Here is a 14,111-nt window from a genome sequence, read left to right as displayed (position 1 = left end):
AGCCCGTCCAATGCTGGCGCCAAAGACACAGCGGACGCCGAGTCGTGTCCCAAGGCGCACAGGCCCCTATTGTTGGGGCCGCAACCTCGTGTTTTCTTCGTCCAACAGCACGGTGAGAGGCGACCGAGACATGGCAAAGGCAGCAACCAAGGCCCCGGCGGGCAAGGCTCCGGCGAAGGCCGCGGCGGCGAAGGCTCCCCCGAAGGCCGCGGCGGCCAAGGGTGGCGCGGCGGCCGCGGCGGCGGTCAGCCTGAAGCAGATCGCGGCGCAGATCGCGGAGAGCCACGAGGTGCCGAAGCGCCAGGCGGAGGCGATGCTGGGCGACTTCATCCAGAGCATCGGCGACCACCTGCGCAGCGGCACGAAAGTCCGCATCGTCGGCCTCGGCATCATGCAGGTCCGCGCCCGCCCCGCGCGCACGGGCCGCAACCCCGCCACCGGCGCCACGATCGAGATCGCGGCGAGCAAGAAGATCGCCTTCCGCCCCGCCAAGGAGCTGAAGGACTCGATCTGATCCGTCGGTCCTTCGGGACGCGCGGAACGGATGGCGCCGGTGCCCCCAAAGGGCCCGGCGCCTTTTCTTTTGCGCGCACGGCTCTGCGGCGACGCCCCGGCCCTTCCCCGCGCACCGGGGCGGCGCGCCGCTTGCCCCCGCCGTCGCGCCGGTGGAATAGTCTGGCCATGCAGGACATGCCGCAGAGAGAAGCGCTGACGGACGGTGCGCGCCGCCCGTCAACGGGTCACGCCGCATGAACCTCGCGGGGCTGAGCTTCCGGGACCTCGAATACCTCGTCGCCGTCGGCGACCACCTTCATTTCGGCAAGGCGGCCGCGGCCTGCTCCGTCAGCCAGCCCACCCTCAGCGCCCAGATCCGCAAGCTGGAGGACTATCTCGGCGTGCAGGTCTTCGAGCGCGCCAGCCGCAGCGTGATGGTGACCGACACCGGCACGGGCGTGCTCGCCCAGGCCCGCGCCATCCTGACCGAGGGCCGCCGCCTGCTCGACATGGTGCAGTCCGGCGGGGAGCCGCTGGGCGGCCCCTTCCGGCTCGGCGTCATCAGCACCCTCGGCTCCTACCTCGCGCCCGTCATCTTCGCCCCGCTGCGGGAGCGGTTCCCGCGGCTGCGCCTGATGCTGACCGAAGGGACGACGGCCGGCCTCGTTCGCGGGCTGGAGAGCGGGGAGCTGGACGCCATCGTCGCCGCCTCCCCCATCCGCGACATCGAGCTGTCGGAGCTGCCGCTCTTTCACGAGAGCTTCGTCCTCGCCGTTCCCCGCGACCACCGGCTGGCAGTGGCGGAGCGCGTGCGGCTGGAGGACATCGCGGCGGACGAGCTCATCTTGCTGAACGAGGGCCACTGTCTGCGCGACCAGGTGTTGCGGCTCGTGCCCGGCAGCCACCAGGCCGCGCAGTCCGGCGCCGCGCTCCAGGCCGCGAGCGTCGAGACGCTGCGGCAGATGGTCAGCGCGGGCATGGGCCTCGCGCTGTTGCCCCAGCTGGCGGTGCAGGTGGGCACGCTGCTGGACGACATGGTGGCCTATCGGCTGATCCGGTCCGCCACGCCGGGGCGGGACGTCGCCCTCTTCTACCGGCCGAGCTTCGGACGGATCCGGGACGTGCGCCTGCTCCGGGACGCGCTGCGGGACGCGCTGGTCACGCTCGGCACGGTCGCGGTGCACGGGCGGCCGGAGACCCGGTCCCTCACCGACCCCTCCCGCGGCGAGGCACCGGCCGGGGCGGCGGGCGCCCTCGTCTGACGCGCCGCGGGAGCGGCGGTCCGGGACGCTATCCGTCGCCCGAACGCTTCCGCAGCGCCCGAACCACGCCCATAGCGCCGGGCTGGAAGCCAAGGGCCTGAAAGAAGCCGGGCGCGTCGCCCTCCTCGGCGAGAAGCAAATCGCAGCCGGCCTGCCGCGCCGCCTGCGATGCCGCCTTGATCAGCAGCCGGCCCACGCCGCGCCGGCGCTCCTCCCCGGCCACGATCAGCGCCGTCAGCCGCGCCAGGGGCCTGTCGGCCCGCAGCACCGGGTGCCAGTGCAACACGGCCAGCCCGATCACCGCGCCGTTCCAGCCGGTCGCCACCAGGGAGGCGCCGGAGGGATCATGCAGCACCGTGTCCAGCCGGGCTGCGACCTGGCGGACATCGGCGGGCCTCTCGGTCCCGGCGAGCAGCCCCGCGATCTCAGCGGCATCGGCCGGCAGGGCCGCACGCATCTCCACGCCGTAGCGTCCGCCCGTGGCCATCCGAACTCCCGTCCCCGGGTCCATTCAGGGCAGGCAGTGCGGGATCGGCAAGTCTGCGCAGGGCCGGCGTGGTGCCAACGACACGGGAGGGTGCCGAGGACCGGTTCCACAACCCCTGGTCGATCACCGATTCGAGAGTCCTGCGCCTGAGGGGTGGCAGGAGGGGGCTGAACTCATGTGAAACTGACGGAAACAAGAGTTCGAAGAAGGCCGGCACAAAGCCAGGCCATCGGAGGGGCGTACATTGAGCGATCAGGATGACCGGAAGCCCGCTGGGAACTTCCGCCGCGATTTCCTTCGCGCCACGGCCATCGCGGCCGGCACGGCCGCGAGCGCCGGGACGGCCCTCGCGCAGTCGCCACCGTCTACGCCGGCCGCCGCCGAACCCGTTCCCGGCCCGAGCGTTCCGCAGGAGGTGGCCAACCGGGCGGCCGCGACCCTGCCTCAGCGCGACTTCCCGATGACGGGCGCCGATATCTTCGCGCGCGCCTGCAAGGCCGAGGGGCTCGCCGCCCTGTTCTGCTGCCCCGGCAATTACGAGGTCATCCACGCCATCGCCGAGCAGGGCGTCCCCGCCTTCTCCGGCCGCCATGAAGGCGCGATGTGCAGCGCCGCCGACGCCTTCATCCGCGTGACGGGCGAGGTTGCTGCAGCCTCCGGCACCGAAGGCCCGGGCTTCACGAACATGATCGGCTCGCTGGCCGCGGCGAATGCCTGTCGCACGCCGCTTCTCTTCCTCGCCTCGAACATGGCGCTGGCGGATGAGGACACGGAAGCCGGGATCCAGCTGATGTACCAGCAGCCCGTGACCGAGGGCATCCGGAAGTACGGCAAGCGGATCATCCAGGCGAACCGCATCCACGAATATGCGGGCTACGCCTTCCGGGCGCTGCGCACCGGCGTTCCGGGGCCCGTGCATCTCGACTTCGTCAAGGAGGTGGCGCAGCACCGCTTCCGCAACCCGCGCGACGTCGCGCGCATGGTGGACCGGGCGCGCTACCGCACGGAGGCGCGGCCCGCGCCCGCCCCGGCCGATGTCCGCCGCGCCGTCGACCTGATCGCGCGGAGCGAGCGGCCGATCCTCGTCGCCAGCACGGGCGTCTTCTACTCCCGCGCCTGGGACGCGCTGCGCCTCTTCGCCGAGCACGCCCAGATACCGGTGACCGAGAGCGGCCCGTCCCGCGGCCACTTTCCCGATTCCCACCCGCTCTCGGCCAGCGCGGCGCCGGGTTGCTACGCGAGTGCGGACCTGGTGATCCTGGTCGGCCAGTACTGCATGCCGAACCCCGGCGAGTTCGCCTTCGGGCCTGACGCGAAGTACATCCGCATCGACCCGGACGCGAACGACATCGGGCGCAACCTGCCGATCGATGTCGGCCTCGTCTCCTGCGAGAAGATGGCGCTAGAGGCCCTGGCCGAAGCCCTGCCGCGCGGGTCCCGCGACGGCTGGCTGTCCGAGGTCGCGGCGGCGCGCCGCAAGTTCGACGAGGAGAACGCGGAACTCTACCGCGCCGGTGCCGGCTACCGCGATGCCGTCCACCCGGCCGTCATCGCGAAGGAGCTCGGTGACTTCCTCTATGCCGGCAACATTCCTCGGGAGCAGACGGCCGTCGTCTCCGGCGGCTTCGGCATCGCCCGCTACACCCGGCGCTTCCTGCAGGCCCATGGGCCGGGCCAGATCTGCAACGGCGCCTATCAGTACGGCGCGATCGGACCGGATGTGGGCTACACAGTGGGCGTCGGCGCGGCCGTGCAGCTCGGCGCCGGCCCGCAATCCGTCCGCAAGGGGGCGCCGCTCATCGCGATCACCGGCGATGCGGGCTTCGGCTACACGGGCTTCGAGATGGAGACGCTGGCGAAGTACCGCATGCCCGCCGTCGTCATCGTCTACAACAACAACGCCTGGGGCACCTGGCTGGCCGCGCGGGACAGCAATGTCCGCTCCCCGCTCCACGTGTTCCAGGAGAACCTTCGCTACGACAAGGTCGCGGAGGGCCTCGGCGCCCATGGCGAGTATGTCCGCACGCCCGACCAGTTCCGCCCGGCGCTGGAGCGCGCCTACCGGATCGCGGAGCGGGAGGGCATCCCCTCCGTTATCAACTGCCAGGGCCGGAAGGAATTCTGGGTGCGGGAGCAGTTCGCGCCGGGCTTCCTGGGCAAGGTCGAGCCGGGCGTGATGGCGTACTACCACTGATGGCCACGGCCGGGATGGTGGCGGAGCGGGTGGATCGACCAGCCGCTCCGCGTGTGGAGGACGCCGAAGACGTCCTGTCCGCGGTTCTCCGGGCCTATGCCGATCGCGGCGTGCTGAAGGAGCTGAACCTGGCCGGCCATGAGGCCGGCTTCCGCCTGCCCGGCGCGGGGCAGGTGAAGCTCAGCTACGATGCGGACAAACGGGTCATCGCGCTTCAGGGACTCCTGCCCGACATCGCCGCGGACGATACCCTCATGCGCGACGTGACGGCGCTGGTCTCCGGCTGCGGCCGGGCGGACGCGCTCCCCCACCGGCGGATGGATCCGGAACAGGGCAAGCTGGCGCTGCGGCGGGTGCGCAAGGGCGGCGTTCTCGCGCTATCGCTCGGGACGGCGGATGGCGAGTGGGGCATTCGGCGCATGATGAACCTCGCGCACGAGGTCCGAGTGCTGGTCTATGAGCGCCACCCCTACTACGCCCAGGCCCAATGGGGCGCTTCCGAGGAATGAGGATCGCGGCTCTGCTTCTCGCGGCGGTCCTCGCCGCGGGCACGGGATGGGCGGCGTCGCCGGACGAGGATGAGGACCGGCTCTATCCCTTCCCGCCCGGGCCGGGCGCGGCGCTGACGCGGGAGGTCTGCACGGCCTGCCACGGGGCGAATGTCGTCGTCCGTCGCCGCTATGACGAGGATGAGGCGAGGCGCCTCTACCGTCTGATGATCGGCGATCCCGGGAACGAGCGGGCGCAACGCATCATCGCCTATCTGACGGAAACCCTCGGGGACGACTGACGGGAGCCGCCCGGCCGGGGCCTGCGCGCTGTGCGGCACCGATCCTCGGATCTGGCGTGAGGTGGTGCCGGGAGGCCCGCCGGCCGTCATCGGCCCTCCTGACCCACCGCCGGCATTCAGGGCGGGCGGGGTTCGGGTCGGCAATCCCCGGCGAGCCCTGCGGTTGACGGACCCGAGCACTTCACGAACCTTCCGCGCATGCGGCCCGTCGCGCTTGCCCTCCTGCTCGCCCTCCTGCCCGGCGCCTGCGCGGAAGCGCCACCGGACATGGTGATCGAGGTCCGCATCACCGGCGCCGTGACGCGAAGCGGCACCTACGCCCATCCGCACGACCCGCAGCACGAATGCACCACGGTGCGGATCATTCCGCTGCCTGATACGCCGCCGCGCTTCCTGCCGACGATCATGCACGTTCGCTTCAACCCGAACGGCCTGCCCCCGGCATCCCGCTTCAGGCTTCAGTTCCCGGTCGAGCGGGATGCGGGCTGGCCCTTTTCGGCCGATGTCAGCCTCACGGCCGGAGGGCGTGTCTGGGAGAGCGGCCCCGGTTCGGTCGCCGAGATCCCTCCACCCACCGATCTCTCCGAGGGCCGCTTCCTCTTGCGGGACCTGCGGCCCGCCGATGGCGGAGAGGAGCGCATCACCGTCGAAGGCCGCTGGCGCTGCGCGAACCGGCAGTGACGCCCTCGCTTCCAGGGGACGGACCGACTAAGGCAGCGGCCCCGCCGCAGGCGGCGTCCGCTCCGTGCGGCTCGCGACCAGGGTTCCCTCGGCCGGGCGGGGCAGCAGCACGAACATCGCGGTCTGGTGGTACACGCCCATGGCCCGCGCCCCCGCCTCGCTTCCCCAGCCTGTGAAGAGGTCGGCCCGGGCCGGGCCGCGGATCATGCCGCCGGTGTCCTGCGCCACGGCCAGACGGGCCGCGGGCGGCGGGGGGGCGTTGCGGGGCCGCCCCTCCTCGCTCGGGACGATGAAGACCGGCGCGCCGAGCGGCACATGCTCCCGGTCCACGGCCACCGACCGATCCGGCGTCAGGGGCACGCCGAGCGCCCCGATCGGCCCCTGGTCGTCGCGCAGCCCCTCGACCCGCCGCAGAAAGACGTAGGAGGGGTTGCCGCCGAGGATGGCGTTCGCGCCCTCCGGCCCGCCCGCGGCCGAGATCATCTCCCGCAGCGTCCGCCCGCCGCGGCCCGACACGGAGCGGAAGGGATGCCCGTTCTGCCCGGCATAGCCGAGGCGCATCGTGGCCCCGTTCCCCAGGAGAATCCGTCCCGACCCCTGGATGTGCAGGAGGAAGGCATCGAGCGGGTCGGCGATCCAGGCGATCTCCAGGCCCCGCCCGGCCAGGGCGCCCGCGCCGATGGCGGCGCGGTCGGGCATCGGCTCCACCCGCCCGTCCCGCAGCGCGCCCCAGCTGCGGCGGCCGCGCGGCAGGGGGCTGTCCACCAGCTCCGGCGGCCGGGCGTAGAGAGGGACGCTGAAGGGTGCTCCGGGACCCAGGGCGCCGCGGAGCACGGGCTCGAAATAGGCGGTGAGCAGCCCAGTGCCGGCGGGCATGGCGACGAAATGCGTCTCCAGCGCGTCGCGCAGGGCGAGGTTCCGCTGCACGACCGCCTGGGCCTTCGCCTCCTCCAAGGCGCGGAAGGCGGCGGTGCGGGGCCGCGGCATCCGGCGGGGCGGCCGCGGCATGGGCGGCAGGGTCTGGGAAACACGGTTCAGCGCGGTGCAGGCGGTGCGCCACTGGGCCGGCGTGCCGCCCAGGGTCTGGATGTCCCCGTCCCCGCCGAGGGCATAGGTGGCGGGCATGGCGGCCCAGCGCTGACAACTCGCGAGAATCGGCTGGAGCACGTCGAGCGTCGTTCCCGCTTCCCAGCCCGGGATGGCGGAGAAGGGGACGGTGCCGGGAACCTCGACCACGTCGGCCCGGGCAGGCGCTGCGGCAGCGGCCGCCAGGAAGGCGCCCAGGATCCGCATCCGGAGGGCCCGTCCTCGCACTCTTCCCCGACGGACGGAACGGTCTGGCATGGCCGGGTCCTCGCATTCTCGGGCCGGCGCGAAACCGCCGGTTGTGGAAACCGTCCTGCGTTCTCTGCCGCAAACACGGTTACCCCGGTGACACCTCTCCGTGAGACTCGGTCGCGTTGGTCGCGCCGCCGGGGCGATTGACCTCCGGCCCTACACCGTCAGGCTGCCCGGATGGAAGACGCGATCATCCTCCTCGTGGCCGGACTGATCGCGGGGGCCATGAACGCCGCGGCGGGCGGCGGGTCCTTCGTCACCATCCCCGCCATGGTCCTCGTGGGCCTGCCCTCGGTGGCGGCCAATGCCTCCAGCACGGTCGCGCTGCTGCCGGGAACGCTCGCCAGCGCCTGGGCTTGGCGCCGCGACTTCCGCTCCTTCGAGGGGATCGGCCTTCGCACCCTGCTCGTCATCAGCGTCGTGGGCGGCCTCGCGGGCGCGGTGCTTCTGCTCGTCACGCCGCAGCCCGCCTTCGACCGGCTGCTGCCCTGGCTGATGCTCCTGGCCACCCTTGCCTTCAGCTTCGGCAAGCGGATCGGCGCGGCGCTGCGGGCGCGGACGCGGATCGGGCCCGGCGCGGTGCTCGCGGCGCAGGTCGTCCTGTCGGTCTATGCCGGCTATTTCGGGGGCGGGGTCGGCATCATGATGATGGCCGTGTGGGGCATCCTCGGCGATCTCGACGTGAAGGCGATGAGCGCGGTCCGCACCCTGCTGGTGAGCGCCGCCAACGCAGTGGCGGTGATCCTCTTCGCGATGGTAGGACCGGTCTTCTGGCCGCAGACCCTGATCATGCTGGTCGCCGCGATCCTGGGCGGCTATGCCGGGGCCCGGGTGGCCCAGCGGCTGCCCGCGACGGTGCTGCGGGGCGTGATCATCGCCTTCAGCACTGCCATGACCGCCCTGTTTTTCTGGCGCGCATGGGCGTGATGTAACACTCACGTTCAGAAAAAGTTTCTTGACCTCGCATATCCGTGTTCAGTAACCCGGGTGGCGCTCCGAAGCCGCTTCCGCGGTTCCCCGGCACCGAGGGCCCTGCCCGAGGACTGCCACCCACCCTCGCCCGGCGCACCCCTGACCCGCCCCCGCGGGTCCGCACCGGGCCGACACTGGACACGGAGAAGTCCCCCTCATGACCACCCTTTGCTCCTCCGCCTGCTCGACCGCTGCCCGGCCCCCGGTATCGGGGCTGAACGGGGGCCCCGCGGTTTGACGGGCGCCGCGCGCCGGCTCGCCACCGGCCACGCTCTCCTCGCTGGCCTCCTGATCACCGCCTGCGCGCCCGTCATGGACGCGGCGCCGGCCCCTGCCACGGCAGCGCCCCCGCCGGCCGCCGCGGCACCCGCGCCCCAGGGGGAAGTAGGAGGCGCCTCCTACTACGCCCGGCATTTCAGCGGCCGCCGCATGGCGAATGGCCGGCGCTTCGACCCGCGCTCGGATTCCGTGGCCCACCGGACCCTGCCCTTCGGCACGGTCGTGCAGGTCACCAACCTCGACAACGGCCGGACCGTCACCGCCACGGTGGAGGATCGCGGTCCCTTCCACCGGAGCCGGGTGATTGACCTGAGCCCGCGCTTGGCCGCCGACCTCGACATGATCCGCGCCGGCGTCGCCCGGGTGGAAGTGACCCCGGTCAACGGCGCCCCGGTCAACGGCGCCCCGGTCGAGCTGGCCGAAGCGCCGGAGTGACGGGCCGGCCCGGGTCGCTCCTGGAGCGGACGGCCCGGGCCTCCTGATCCTCTCGTCGGCGGCGCTGCCGCCGGCGGCCCTCCCGCGCTCGTGCGACGCACGCGACCGAGCGGTGTCGGGACATCCGGCGCCGCGTCGGTCTAGCCTCCGGCCGCCTTCCGGGAGACCGCCATGCGTCCGCTGCACGTGCTGCCCCTGCTTGTCCTCGCCCTGCCGGCCGCGGCGCAGGACCTGCCCGTCCGGGTCGTGACCCTCTCCAATGCCGGCCTCGCCCAGCTGGAACGGGCGGGGTCGCTCGCGCCCGACGCCCCCCTCGCCTTCCGCGTCCCGACCGAGGACGTGGACGACGTGCTCAAGAGCCTGCTCGTCCGCGACCCCTCCGGCACGGTGGAGGGGGTGCGCCTGCCCGCCCAGGACCTGGCGGCCGAGGCGTTCCGCGGCCTGCCCCTGCGCCCCGAGGACTTCGCGGGCCGCGCCGCCCTGCTCCAGGCCCTGCGGGGCCAGGCGGTGGAGGCGGGCGGCGTCACCGGCCGACTCGCGGATGCCGAGGACGTGGAAGTGGGCGAGCCCAACGCCCGCGGCACCGCGCTTCGCGTCACCCTGGTAACGGAGGAGGGGCTGCGGACCGTCACCCTGCGGGAAGGCGACGGGGTGCGGCTGACCGACCCGGCCCTGGCCGCCCGCGTCCGCCGCGCCGCCGAGGCTCTGGCCTCTGCCCGCGCCGCCGATTCCCGGCTGGTGGAGGTGCGGCTGCGCGGCGCCACGGCCGCGCGGGAGGTGACCGTGTCCTATGTGGCGGCGGCGCCGCTCTGGAAGCCGTCCTGGCGCATGATCGTCCCGCCCGGCGGCGGAGAGGCCCGCATCCAGGGCTGGGCCGTGGTGGAGAACCGCTCCGGCGCCGACTGGGACGGGGTGCGGCTGGCCCTCGTCTCCGGCAATCCGGCGGCCTTCCACCAACCGCTCTACGCACCGATCCGCGTGACCCGGCCGGAACTGCCGGTGCGCGTGGCCGAGGGCGTGCCGGTCCGCCCGGACACGGGGGCGATGCCGGTGCCTCCTCCCCCGCCGCCGGTGGCGATGGCCATGCCGGCCCCCGCCCCTGTGGCCCAAGCATCCCGCGGCCGCGCCGCCGCGATCGGCGGCGCGGGCGGCGGGATGGTGGCCCAGGAGGCGGAGCCGCGCTTCACCGACACGGTCGCGGCGCTGCCGCCCGCCCTCTCGGCCAGCGCGGCGGGACGGGTCGCCTTCACCCTGCCGGCGCCGGTGACGGTTCGCGCGGGGGAGACGGCGAATCTCCCCTTCCTCGATGCCGCCCTGCCGGCGGAGCGGCTGTGGTGGATCCAGGATTTCTCCGCCCGCAACCCGCTCTCGGCGGTGCGGGTGCGCAACACGACCGGGCACACGCTTCCGGACGGCCTCGCGACCCTCTTCGGGGCGGAGGGCGCGGAGGCCGGCGCTTATCTCGGCGATTCGGAGATCCGGGCCGTGGCGCCGGATGAGACGCGGATCCTCGCCTTCGCGCGGGACCGGGACGTGCGCATTTCCTCCGCCACCACCTCCTCCGAACGGCCGATCGGGATCGAGCTGCGGCGCGGCGTGGTGGGCGTGCGCGTGCTGAACCAGCAGGAGTCGGCGCTCGCACTCGATCCGCGCTCGGCCCGCGATGCCGGGCGGGGCGCGCGGGTGGTGGTGGACATCGGGCGCCGGCCGGGCTTCACGCCCCGCTTCGCGGTGGCGGCGGAGGGCGATTTCGGCCTGCGCCACGAGGCAGTGCTGGAGGGCGGCCAGACCACGCTCCGCTTCACCTGGGAACGGGAGACCCGCACCGACCTGCCGGTCTGGGATGCGGCGCTGGGTGACCCCGTGCTGCTGCGCTGGCGCGACATCGACGTGGAACAGAGCGCGCGCCGCCTGCCCGGCGGCCCCGGCACGCTGGAGAACCTCCGCACCGTGCTGGAGCGCCTGCCGGCCGAGGCGCCGGGGCGGGCGAATCTCGCGACGCTCGTGGAGCGGCTGGGCGAGCTGCGGGGGCAGCTCGACGCCGCGCGCACGGCGATCCGCGCCTACCGCACCGCGGAGGCGGCCCTGGCCCGCGCCCGCTCCGCGGCGGAGGACCGCACCGGTCCGGAGCGGGAGGAGGCCCGCCGCCGGCTGAACGCCGCCAGCCTGGCCGTCGAGCGCGCGGGCACCGCGGCGGACACCGCCTGGGAGGCGTGGTCGAAGGCGGCGCAGGACCTGCTGGCCCGGATGGGCTGATCGGCCGAGTCCGATCCGCGTCCGGCGGGGGCCGGGGGCGGATCGCGGGCGGGGCGGGGCTGTGTTACCGGGGCGGCGATGAGCGCGCCCCCCTCCCTCGCCGCCGCGCGGCGGATCGTCGTCAAGATCGGCTCGGCCCTGGTCGTGGACCCGCGGAGCGCCGCGCCGCGGGAGGCATGGCTCGCCTCGGTGGCGGCGGATGCGGCCCGGCTGCGGCATGGCGGGGCGGAGGTGGTGATCGTCTCCTCCGGCGCCGTGGCGCTGGCCCGGCACGCGCTGGGTCTGACGCGCCGCGCCCTGCGGCTGGAGGAGAAGCAGGCGGCCGCTGCGGTCGGGCAGATCCGGCTGGCCGGTGCCTGGCAGGCGGCGCTGGCCGGTCACGGGATGACGGCGGCGCAGGTGCTCCTCACGCTGGAGGACAGCGAGGACCGGCGCCGCTACCTCAATGCGCGGGAGACGCTGAAGACGCTGCTTGGCCTGGGCTGCGTGCCGGTGATCAACGAGAACGACACCGTCGCCACCGCCGAGATCCGCTTCGGCGACAATGACCGCCTGGCCGCGCGCGTGGCCGAGATGATCGAGGCGGACGCGCTGGTGCTGCTGTCCGACATCGACGGGCTCTACACCGCCGATCCCCGTCGCGATTCCGCCGCCGCGCATCTTCCCGTGGTGGAGCGGGTGACGGAGGAGATCATGGCGATGGGGGGCGATCCGCCGCCCGGCTACTCCTCCGGCGGGATGCGGACGAAGCTGATCGCCGCGCGGATCGCGACAGGCGCGGGCTGCGCCATGGCGATCGCGCGGGGCGAGGTGGAGCGGCCGCTCTCCGCCATGCTGGACGGCGGGCGCTGCACCTGGTTCCTGCCGGCGCCGGAGGGGCGGTCGGCGCGGAAGTCCTGGATCGCGGGCTCGCTGGCGCCGCTCGGGCGGCTGGTGGTGGATGACGGCGCGGCGCGGGCGCTGGCCGAAGGGCGGTCGCTGCTGCCCGCCGGCGTGCGGGAGGTGGAGGGTCGCTTCGACCGCGGCGATCCCGTCTCCATCCGGGACGGCGCGGGGCGGGAGGTGGCGCGGGGGCTGTCCGCCTATGATTCCGACGCGGCGCGGCGGATCGCCGGGCGCCGCAGCGCGGAGATCGAGGACATCCTGGGCTGGCGCGGGCGCGACGTGATCGTCCACCGGGACGATCTGGTCGTGGTGTAAGCGATGAGGGCCGGAAGGGTCCTCTCCGACCCTTCTACTCCTGCGGCATCGCGGCGGAGCGGCTGGGCGCCTGCTCCGCGGCGGCCATGGAATGATCCCGGCCGTTCGTCCCCTTCGTGATCTCCCGCCCCGACGGATAGGGCGGAAGGACCGTCGCGAGCCACTCGGGCCACATCGTTCCTCTCCTTCGTCGTTCGGTGGAGCGCGGCCGCCGCTGCTCAGCCCTGGCCGGAGAGGGCGCGCCGGATCGCGGCGCCGAGGATGGGCGGGCAATTCGGAAGCTGGTCCACGTTCGGCCACTTCGCCTTGAAGGGCGCGCGATCGCGGATGCTGAAGTTCAGGTCCACGATCGTGTAGCTGTGCGCGCCGTAGCGGTACGTCGCCGCCTTGCTGACGCGCCCGTCGGGCGTGATCTTCGCGTAGGACTGTCCGGCCTTGATCGCGTCGATCGTCGCCTGGTCCATCGTTCCGGTGGGCCGCACGCGCTTGAAGATCGGCGTGCTCGGCGCCGCGATGCCGCTCGGGTGGTCGCCGATCAGGCGCAGGAAATACTGCACCAGCATGATGTCCTCGGGGTTCGCGTTCTGGCCGTTCTGGCCGACCGAGCTGTCCACGTTGAAGAACATGGGCAGCTTCTTGTGGCTGGGCTGCGGGGCGAGCACGTGCACCATGTGATGTCTCCCTGTCCGGTTGCTTGGTGCAGGCCGCTTAGACGGGGATTCGCGGGCGCAGAAGACGGAAATTTCGATCCCGTTACTGACGCGACGCGCAGCGCATCCGTGCTGCGACAGAGGTCGGATCTGTCGCGCGAGAGCGCGGAAAATGGCGGTTCGGCGCAAAGGATGGTGCCGCGCGTCGCCCCGCGAAGTCGCCTGGAAGGGCATCGGCAAGTACGGCGCGATTCGCGCCACCTCTCCCGGGCCGCTCGGCGCATCTTGCCAGGCGCGCGCCGCGCGGCCTCGAATGCCGCCGGACAGGAACGGGAGCGCGCAGGCCATGGTCGGAAAGGTCGCGGTGGTGACGGCGGGTGGCAGTGGAATGGGAGCCGCGGCCGCGCGCCGCCTCGCGCGGGACGGCTACGACGTCGCGATCCTCTCCTCCTCGGGCAAGGGCGAGGCGTTGGCGGCGGAGCTGGGCGGGATCGGCGTCACCGGGTCGAACCGGTCGGTGGACGACCTCCAGCGGCTGGTGGACCGGACGATGGAGCGCTGGGGTCGCATCGACGTCCTCGTCAACAGCGCGGGCCACGGCCCCCGCGCGCCCATCGTCGAGATCACCGACGAGCAGTGGCACACGGGCCTGGAGGTCTACCTGCTGAACGTGATCCGCCCGACGCGCCTCGTGACGCCGGTCATGGTGGCGCAGAAGGGCGGGGTCATCATCAACATCTCGACGGCATGGGCCTTCGAGCCCAGCGCGATGTTCCCGACCTCCGGCGTGTTCCGCGCCGGGCTGGCCGCCTACACGAAGATCTTCGCGGACGGGCATGCGGCCAGCAACGTGCGCATGAACAACGTCCTGCCCGGCTGGATCGACAGCCTGCCCGCCACGGAGGCGCGCCGCGAGACCGTCCCGCTCGGCCGCTACGGCACCACCGAGGAGATCGCCGCCACCGTCGCCTTCCTGGCCTCCGACGGCGCGGCCTACATCACCGGCCAGAACATCCGTGTGGACGGCGGCGTGACCCGGTCCGTCTGATCCACGCGGGGCCAACCCGCCCGC

Annotated in this window: 15 protein-coding genes; 11 read left to right on the top strand and 4 right to left on the bottom strand. The window is 73.1% G+C overall.

Going from position 1 to position 14,111, the window contains the following annotated elements; translation table 11 throughout:
- Positions 1-130: 130 nt before the first annotated feature.
- Both ACP6CK_RS26335 and ACP6CK_RS26330 read left to right on the top strand, forming a co-directional pair.
- Positions 131-514 (top strand): HU family DNA-binding protein, encoded by a 384-nt coding sequence (locus tag ACP6CK_RS26335; RefSeq protein WP_426956296.1) that lies wholly within the window; start codon positions 131-133, stop codon positions 512-514.
- A gap of 235 nt (positions 515-749) precedes the next feature.
- Complete coding sequence (locus ACP6CK_RS26330) at positions 750-1,757, top strand: LysR substrate-binding domain-containing protein (RefSeq protein ID WP_426956295.1); 1,008 nt, start codon at positions 750-752, stop codon at positions 1,755-1,757.
- 28 nt (positions 1,758-1,785) lie between these two features.
- Here the strand turns inward: ACP6CK_RS26330 and ACP6CK_RS26325 are convergent, their stop codons facing one another.
- On the bottom strand, positions 1,786-2,244 hold the full coding sequence (locus tag ACP6CK_RS26325; RefSeq protein WP_426956294.1) for a GNAT family N-acetyltransferase: 459 nt from the start codon (positions 2,242-2,244) through the stop codon (positions 1,786-1,788).
- Between the two features lie 244 nt (positions 2,245-2,488).
- Here ACP6CK_RS26325 and ACP6CK_RS26320 point away from each other — a divergent pair, with 244 nt between their 5' ends.
- From ACP6CK_RS26320 to ACP6CK_RS26305, 4 genes are all read left to right on the top strand, one after another.
- On the top strand, positions 2,489-4,438 hold the full coding sequence (locus ACP6CK_RS26320) for a thiamine pyrophosphate-binding protein (RefSeq protein WP_426956293.1): 1,950 nt from the start codon (positions 2,489-2,491) through the stop codon (positions 4,436-4,438).
- Positions 4,438-4,947: a hypothetical protein gene (locus ACP6CK_RS26315; protein ID WP_426956292.1), complete on the top strand. Its 510-nt coding sequence runs from the start codon at positions 4,438-4,440 to the stop codon at positions 4,945-4,947. Before ACP6CK_RS26320 ends, ACP6CK_RS26315 begins: the two co-directional genes overlap by 1 nt.
- Positions 4,944-5,228 (top strand): hypothetical protein, encoded by a 285-nt coding sequence (locus ACP6CK_RS26310; protein WP_426956291.1) that lies wholly within the window; start codon positions 4,944-4,946, stop codon positions 5,226-5,228. The genes ACP6CK_RS26315 and ACP6CK_RS26310 overlap by 4 nt, the downstream gene beginning before the upstream one ends.
- Before the next feature lie 198 nt (positions 5,229-5,426).
- On the top strand, positions 5,427-5,909 hold the full coding sequence (locus tag ACP6CK_RS26305; protein ID WP_426956290.1) for a hypothetical protein: 483 nt from the start codon (positions 5,427-5,429) through the stop codon (positions 5,907-5,909).
- Between the two features lie 27 nt (positions 5,910-5,936).
- Here ACP6CK_RS26305 and ACP6CK_RS26300 read toward each other — a convergent pair whose 3' ends face one another.
- Positions 5,937-7,202: an MltA domain-containing protein gene (locus tag ACP6CK_RS26300; protein ID WP_426956289.1), complete on the bottom strand. Its 1,266-nt coding sequence runs from the start codon at positions 7,200-7,202 to the stop codon at positions 5,937-5,939.
- A 222-nt stretch (positions 7,203-7,424) separates the two neighbouring features.
- Here ACP6CK_RS26300 and ACP6CK_RS26295 point away from each other — a divergent pair, with 222 nt between their 5' ends.
- The 4 genes from ACP6CK_RS26295 (at position 7,425) to proB (ending at position 12,389) form a co-directional block, all read left to right on the top strand.
- Positions 7,425-8,174 (top strand): sulfite exporter TauE/SafE family protein, encoded by a 750-nt coding sequence (locus ACP6CK_RS26295; protein WP_426956288.1) that lies wholly within the window; start codon positions 7,425-7,427, stop codon positions 8,172-8,174.
- 279 nt (positions 8,175-8,453) lie between these two features.
- Complete coding sequence (locus ACP6CK_RS26290; RefSeq protein ID WP_426956287.1) at positions 8,454-8,933, top strand: septal ring lytic transglycosylase RlpA family protein; 480 nt, start codon at positions 8,454-8,456, stop codon at positions 8,931-8,933.
- Positions 8,934-9,104: 171 nt separating this feature from the next.
- Positions 9,105-11,189 carry a DUF4139 domain-containing protein gene (locus tag ACP6CK_RS26285; RefSeq protein WP_426956286.1) on the top strand — a complete coding sequence of 695 codons (2,085 nt, stop codon included), beginning with the start codon at positions 9,105-9,107 and terminating at the stop codon, positions 11,187-11,189.
- A gap of 78 nt (positions 11,190-11,267) precedes the next feature.
- Complete coding sequence (gene proB / locus ACP6CK_RS26280; RefSeq protein ID WP_426956285.1) at positions 11,268-12,389, top strand: glutamate 5-kinase; 1,122 nt, start codon at positions 11,268-11,270, stop codon at positions 12,387-12,389.
- Positions 12,390-12,423: 34 nt separating this feature from the next.
- On the opposite strand, the gene ACP6CK_RS26275 is transcribed toward proB, so the two are convergent.
- Together ACP6CK_RS26275 and ACP6CK_RS26270 are read right to left on the bottom strand one after the other, a co-directional pair.
- Positions 12,424-12,564, bottom strand: a complete 141-nt coding sequence (locus ACP6CK_RS26275; protein WP_426956284.1) for a hypothetical protein — start codon at positions 12,562-12,564, stop codon at positions 12,424-12,426.
- 43 nt (positions 12,565-12,607) lie between these two features.
- Positions 12,608-13,060: a hypothetical protein gene (locus ACP6CK_RS26270; RefSeq protein ID WP_426956283.1), complete on the bottom strand. Its 453-nt coding sequence runs from the start codon at positions 13,058-13,060 to the stop codon at positions 12,608-12,610.
- 325 nt (positions 13,061-13,385) lie between these two features.
- Here ACP6CK_RS26270 and ACP6CK_RS26265 point away from each other — a divergent pair, with 325 nt between their 5' ends.
- The gene (locus tag ACP6CK_RS26265; RefSeq protein WP_426956282.1) at positions 13,386-14,087 is read left to right on the top strand and encodes an SDR family oxidoreductase; all 702 of its coding nucleotides are present in this window, start codon (positions 13,386-13,388) and stop codon (positions 14,085-14,087) included.
- The last annotated feature ends 24 nt before the right edge of the window (positions 14,088-14,111 follow it).

The organism is Muricoccus radiodurans (genome assembly GCF_050154705.1).
GTDB lineage: Bacteria > Pseudomonadota > Alphaproteobacteria > Acetobacterales > Acetobacteraceae > Roseomonas > Roseomonas radiodurans.
This window is presented reverse-complemented; position numbering and strand designations above follow the sequence as displayed.

Excerpts from the sequence above, each read along its gene's own strand:
- ACP6CK_RS26335 (WP_426956296.1), top strand. The coding sequence starts at position 131 with ATGGCAAAGGCAGCAACCAAGGCCCCGGCGGGCAAGGCTCCGGCGAAG.
- ACP6CK_RS26330 (WP_426956295.1), top strand. The coding sequence starts at position 750 with ATGAACCTCGCGGGGCTGAGCTTCCGGGACCTCGAATACCTCGTCGCC.
- ACP6CK_RS26325 (WP_426956294.1), bottom strand. The coding sequence starts at position 2,244 with ATGGCCACGGGCGGACGCTACGGCGTGGAGATGCGTGCGGCCCTGCCG.
- ACP6CK_RS26315 (WP_426956292.1), top strand. The coding sequence starts at position 4,438 with ATGGCCACGGCCGGGATGGTGGCGGAGCGGGTGGATCGACCAGCCGCT.
- ACP6CK_RS26310 (WP_426956291.1), top strand. The coding sequence starts at position 4,944 with ATGAGGATCGCGGCTCTGCTTCTCGCGGCGGTCCTCGCCGCGGGCACG.
- ACP6CK_RS26305 (WP_426956290.1), top strand. The coding sequence starts at position 5,427 with ATGCGGCCCGTCGCGCTTGCCCTCCTGCTCGCCCTCCTGCCCGGCGCC.
- ACP6CK_RS26300 (WP_426956289.1), bottom strand. The coding sequence starts at position 7,202 with ATGCGGATCCTGGGCGCCTTCCTGGCGGCCGCTGCCGCAGCGCCTGCC.
- ACP6CK_RS26295 (WP_426956288.1), top strand. The coding sequence starts at position 7,425 with ATGGAAGACGCGATCATCCTCCTCGTGGCCGGACTGATCGCGGGGGCC.
- ACP6CK_RS26285 (WP_426956286.1), top strand. The coding sequence starts at position 9,105 with ATGCGTCCGCTGCACGTGCTGCCCCTGCTTGTCCTCGCCCTGCCGGCC.
- proB (WP_426956285.1), top strand. The coding sequence starts at position 11,268 with ATGAGCGCGCCCCCCTCCCTCGCCGCCGCGCGGCGGATCGTCGTCAAG.
- ACP6CK_RS26275 (WP_426956284.1), bottom strand. The coding sequence starts at position 12,564 with ATGTGGCCCGAGTGGCTCGCGACGGTCCTTCCGCCCTATCCGTCGGGG.
- ACP6CK_RS26270 (WP_426956283.1), bottom strand. The coding sequence starts at position 13,060 with ATGGTGCACGTGCTCGCCCCGCAGCCCAGCCACAAGAAGCTGCCCATG.
- ACP6CK_RS26265 (WP_426956282.1), top strand. The coding sequence starts at position 13,386 with ATGGTCGGAAAGGTCGCGGTGGTGACGGCGGGTGGCAGTGGAATGGGA.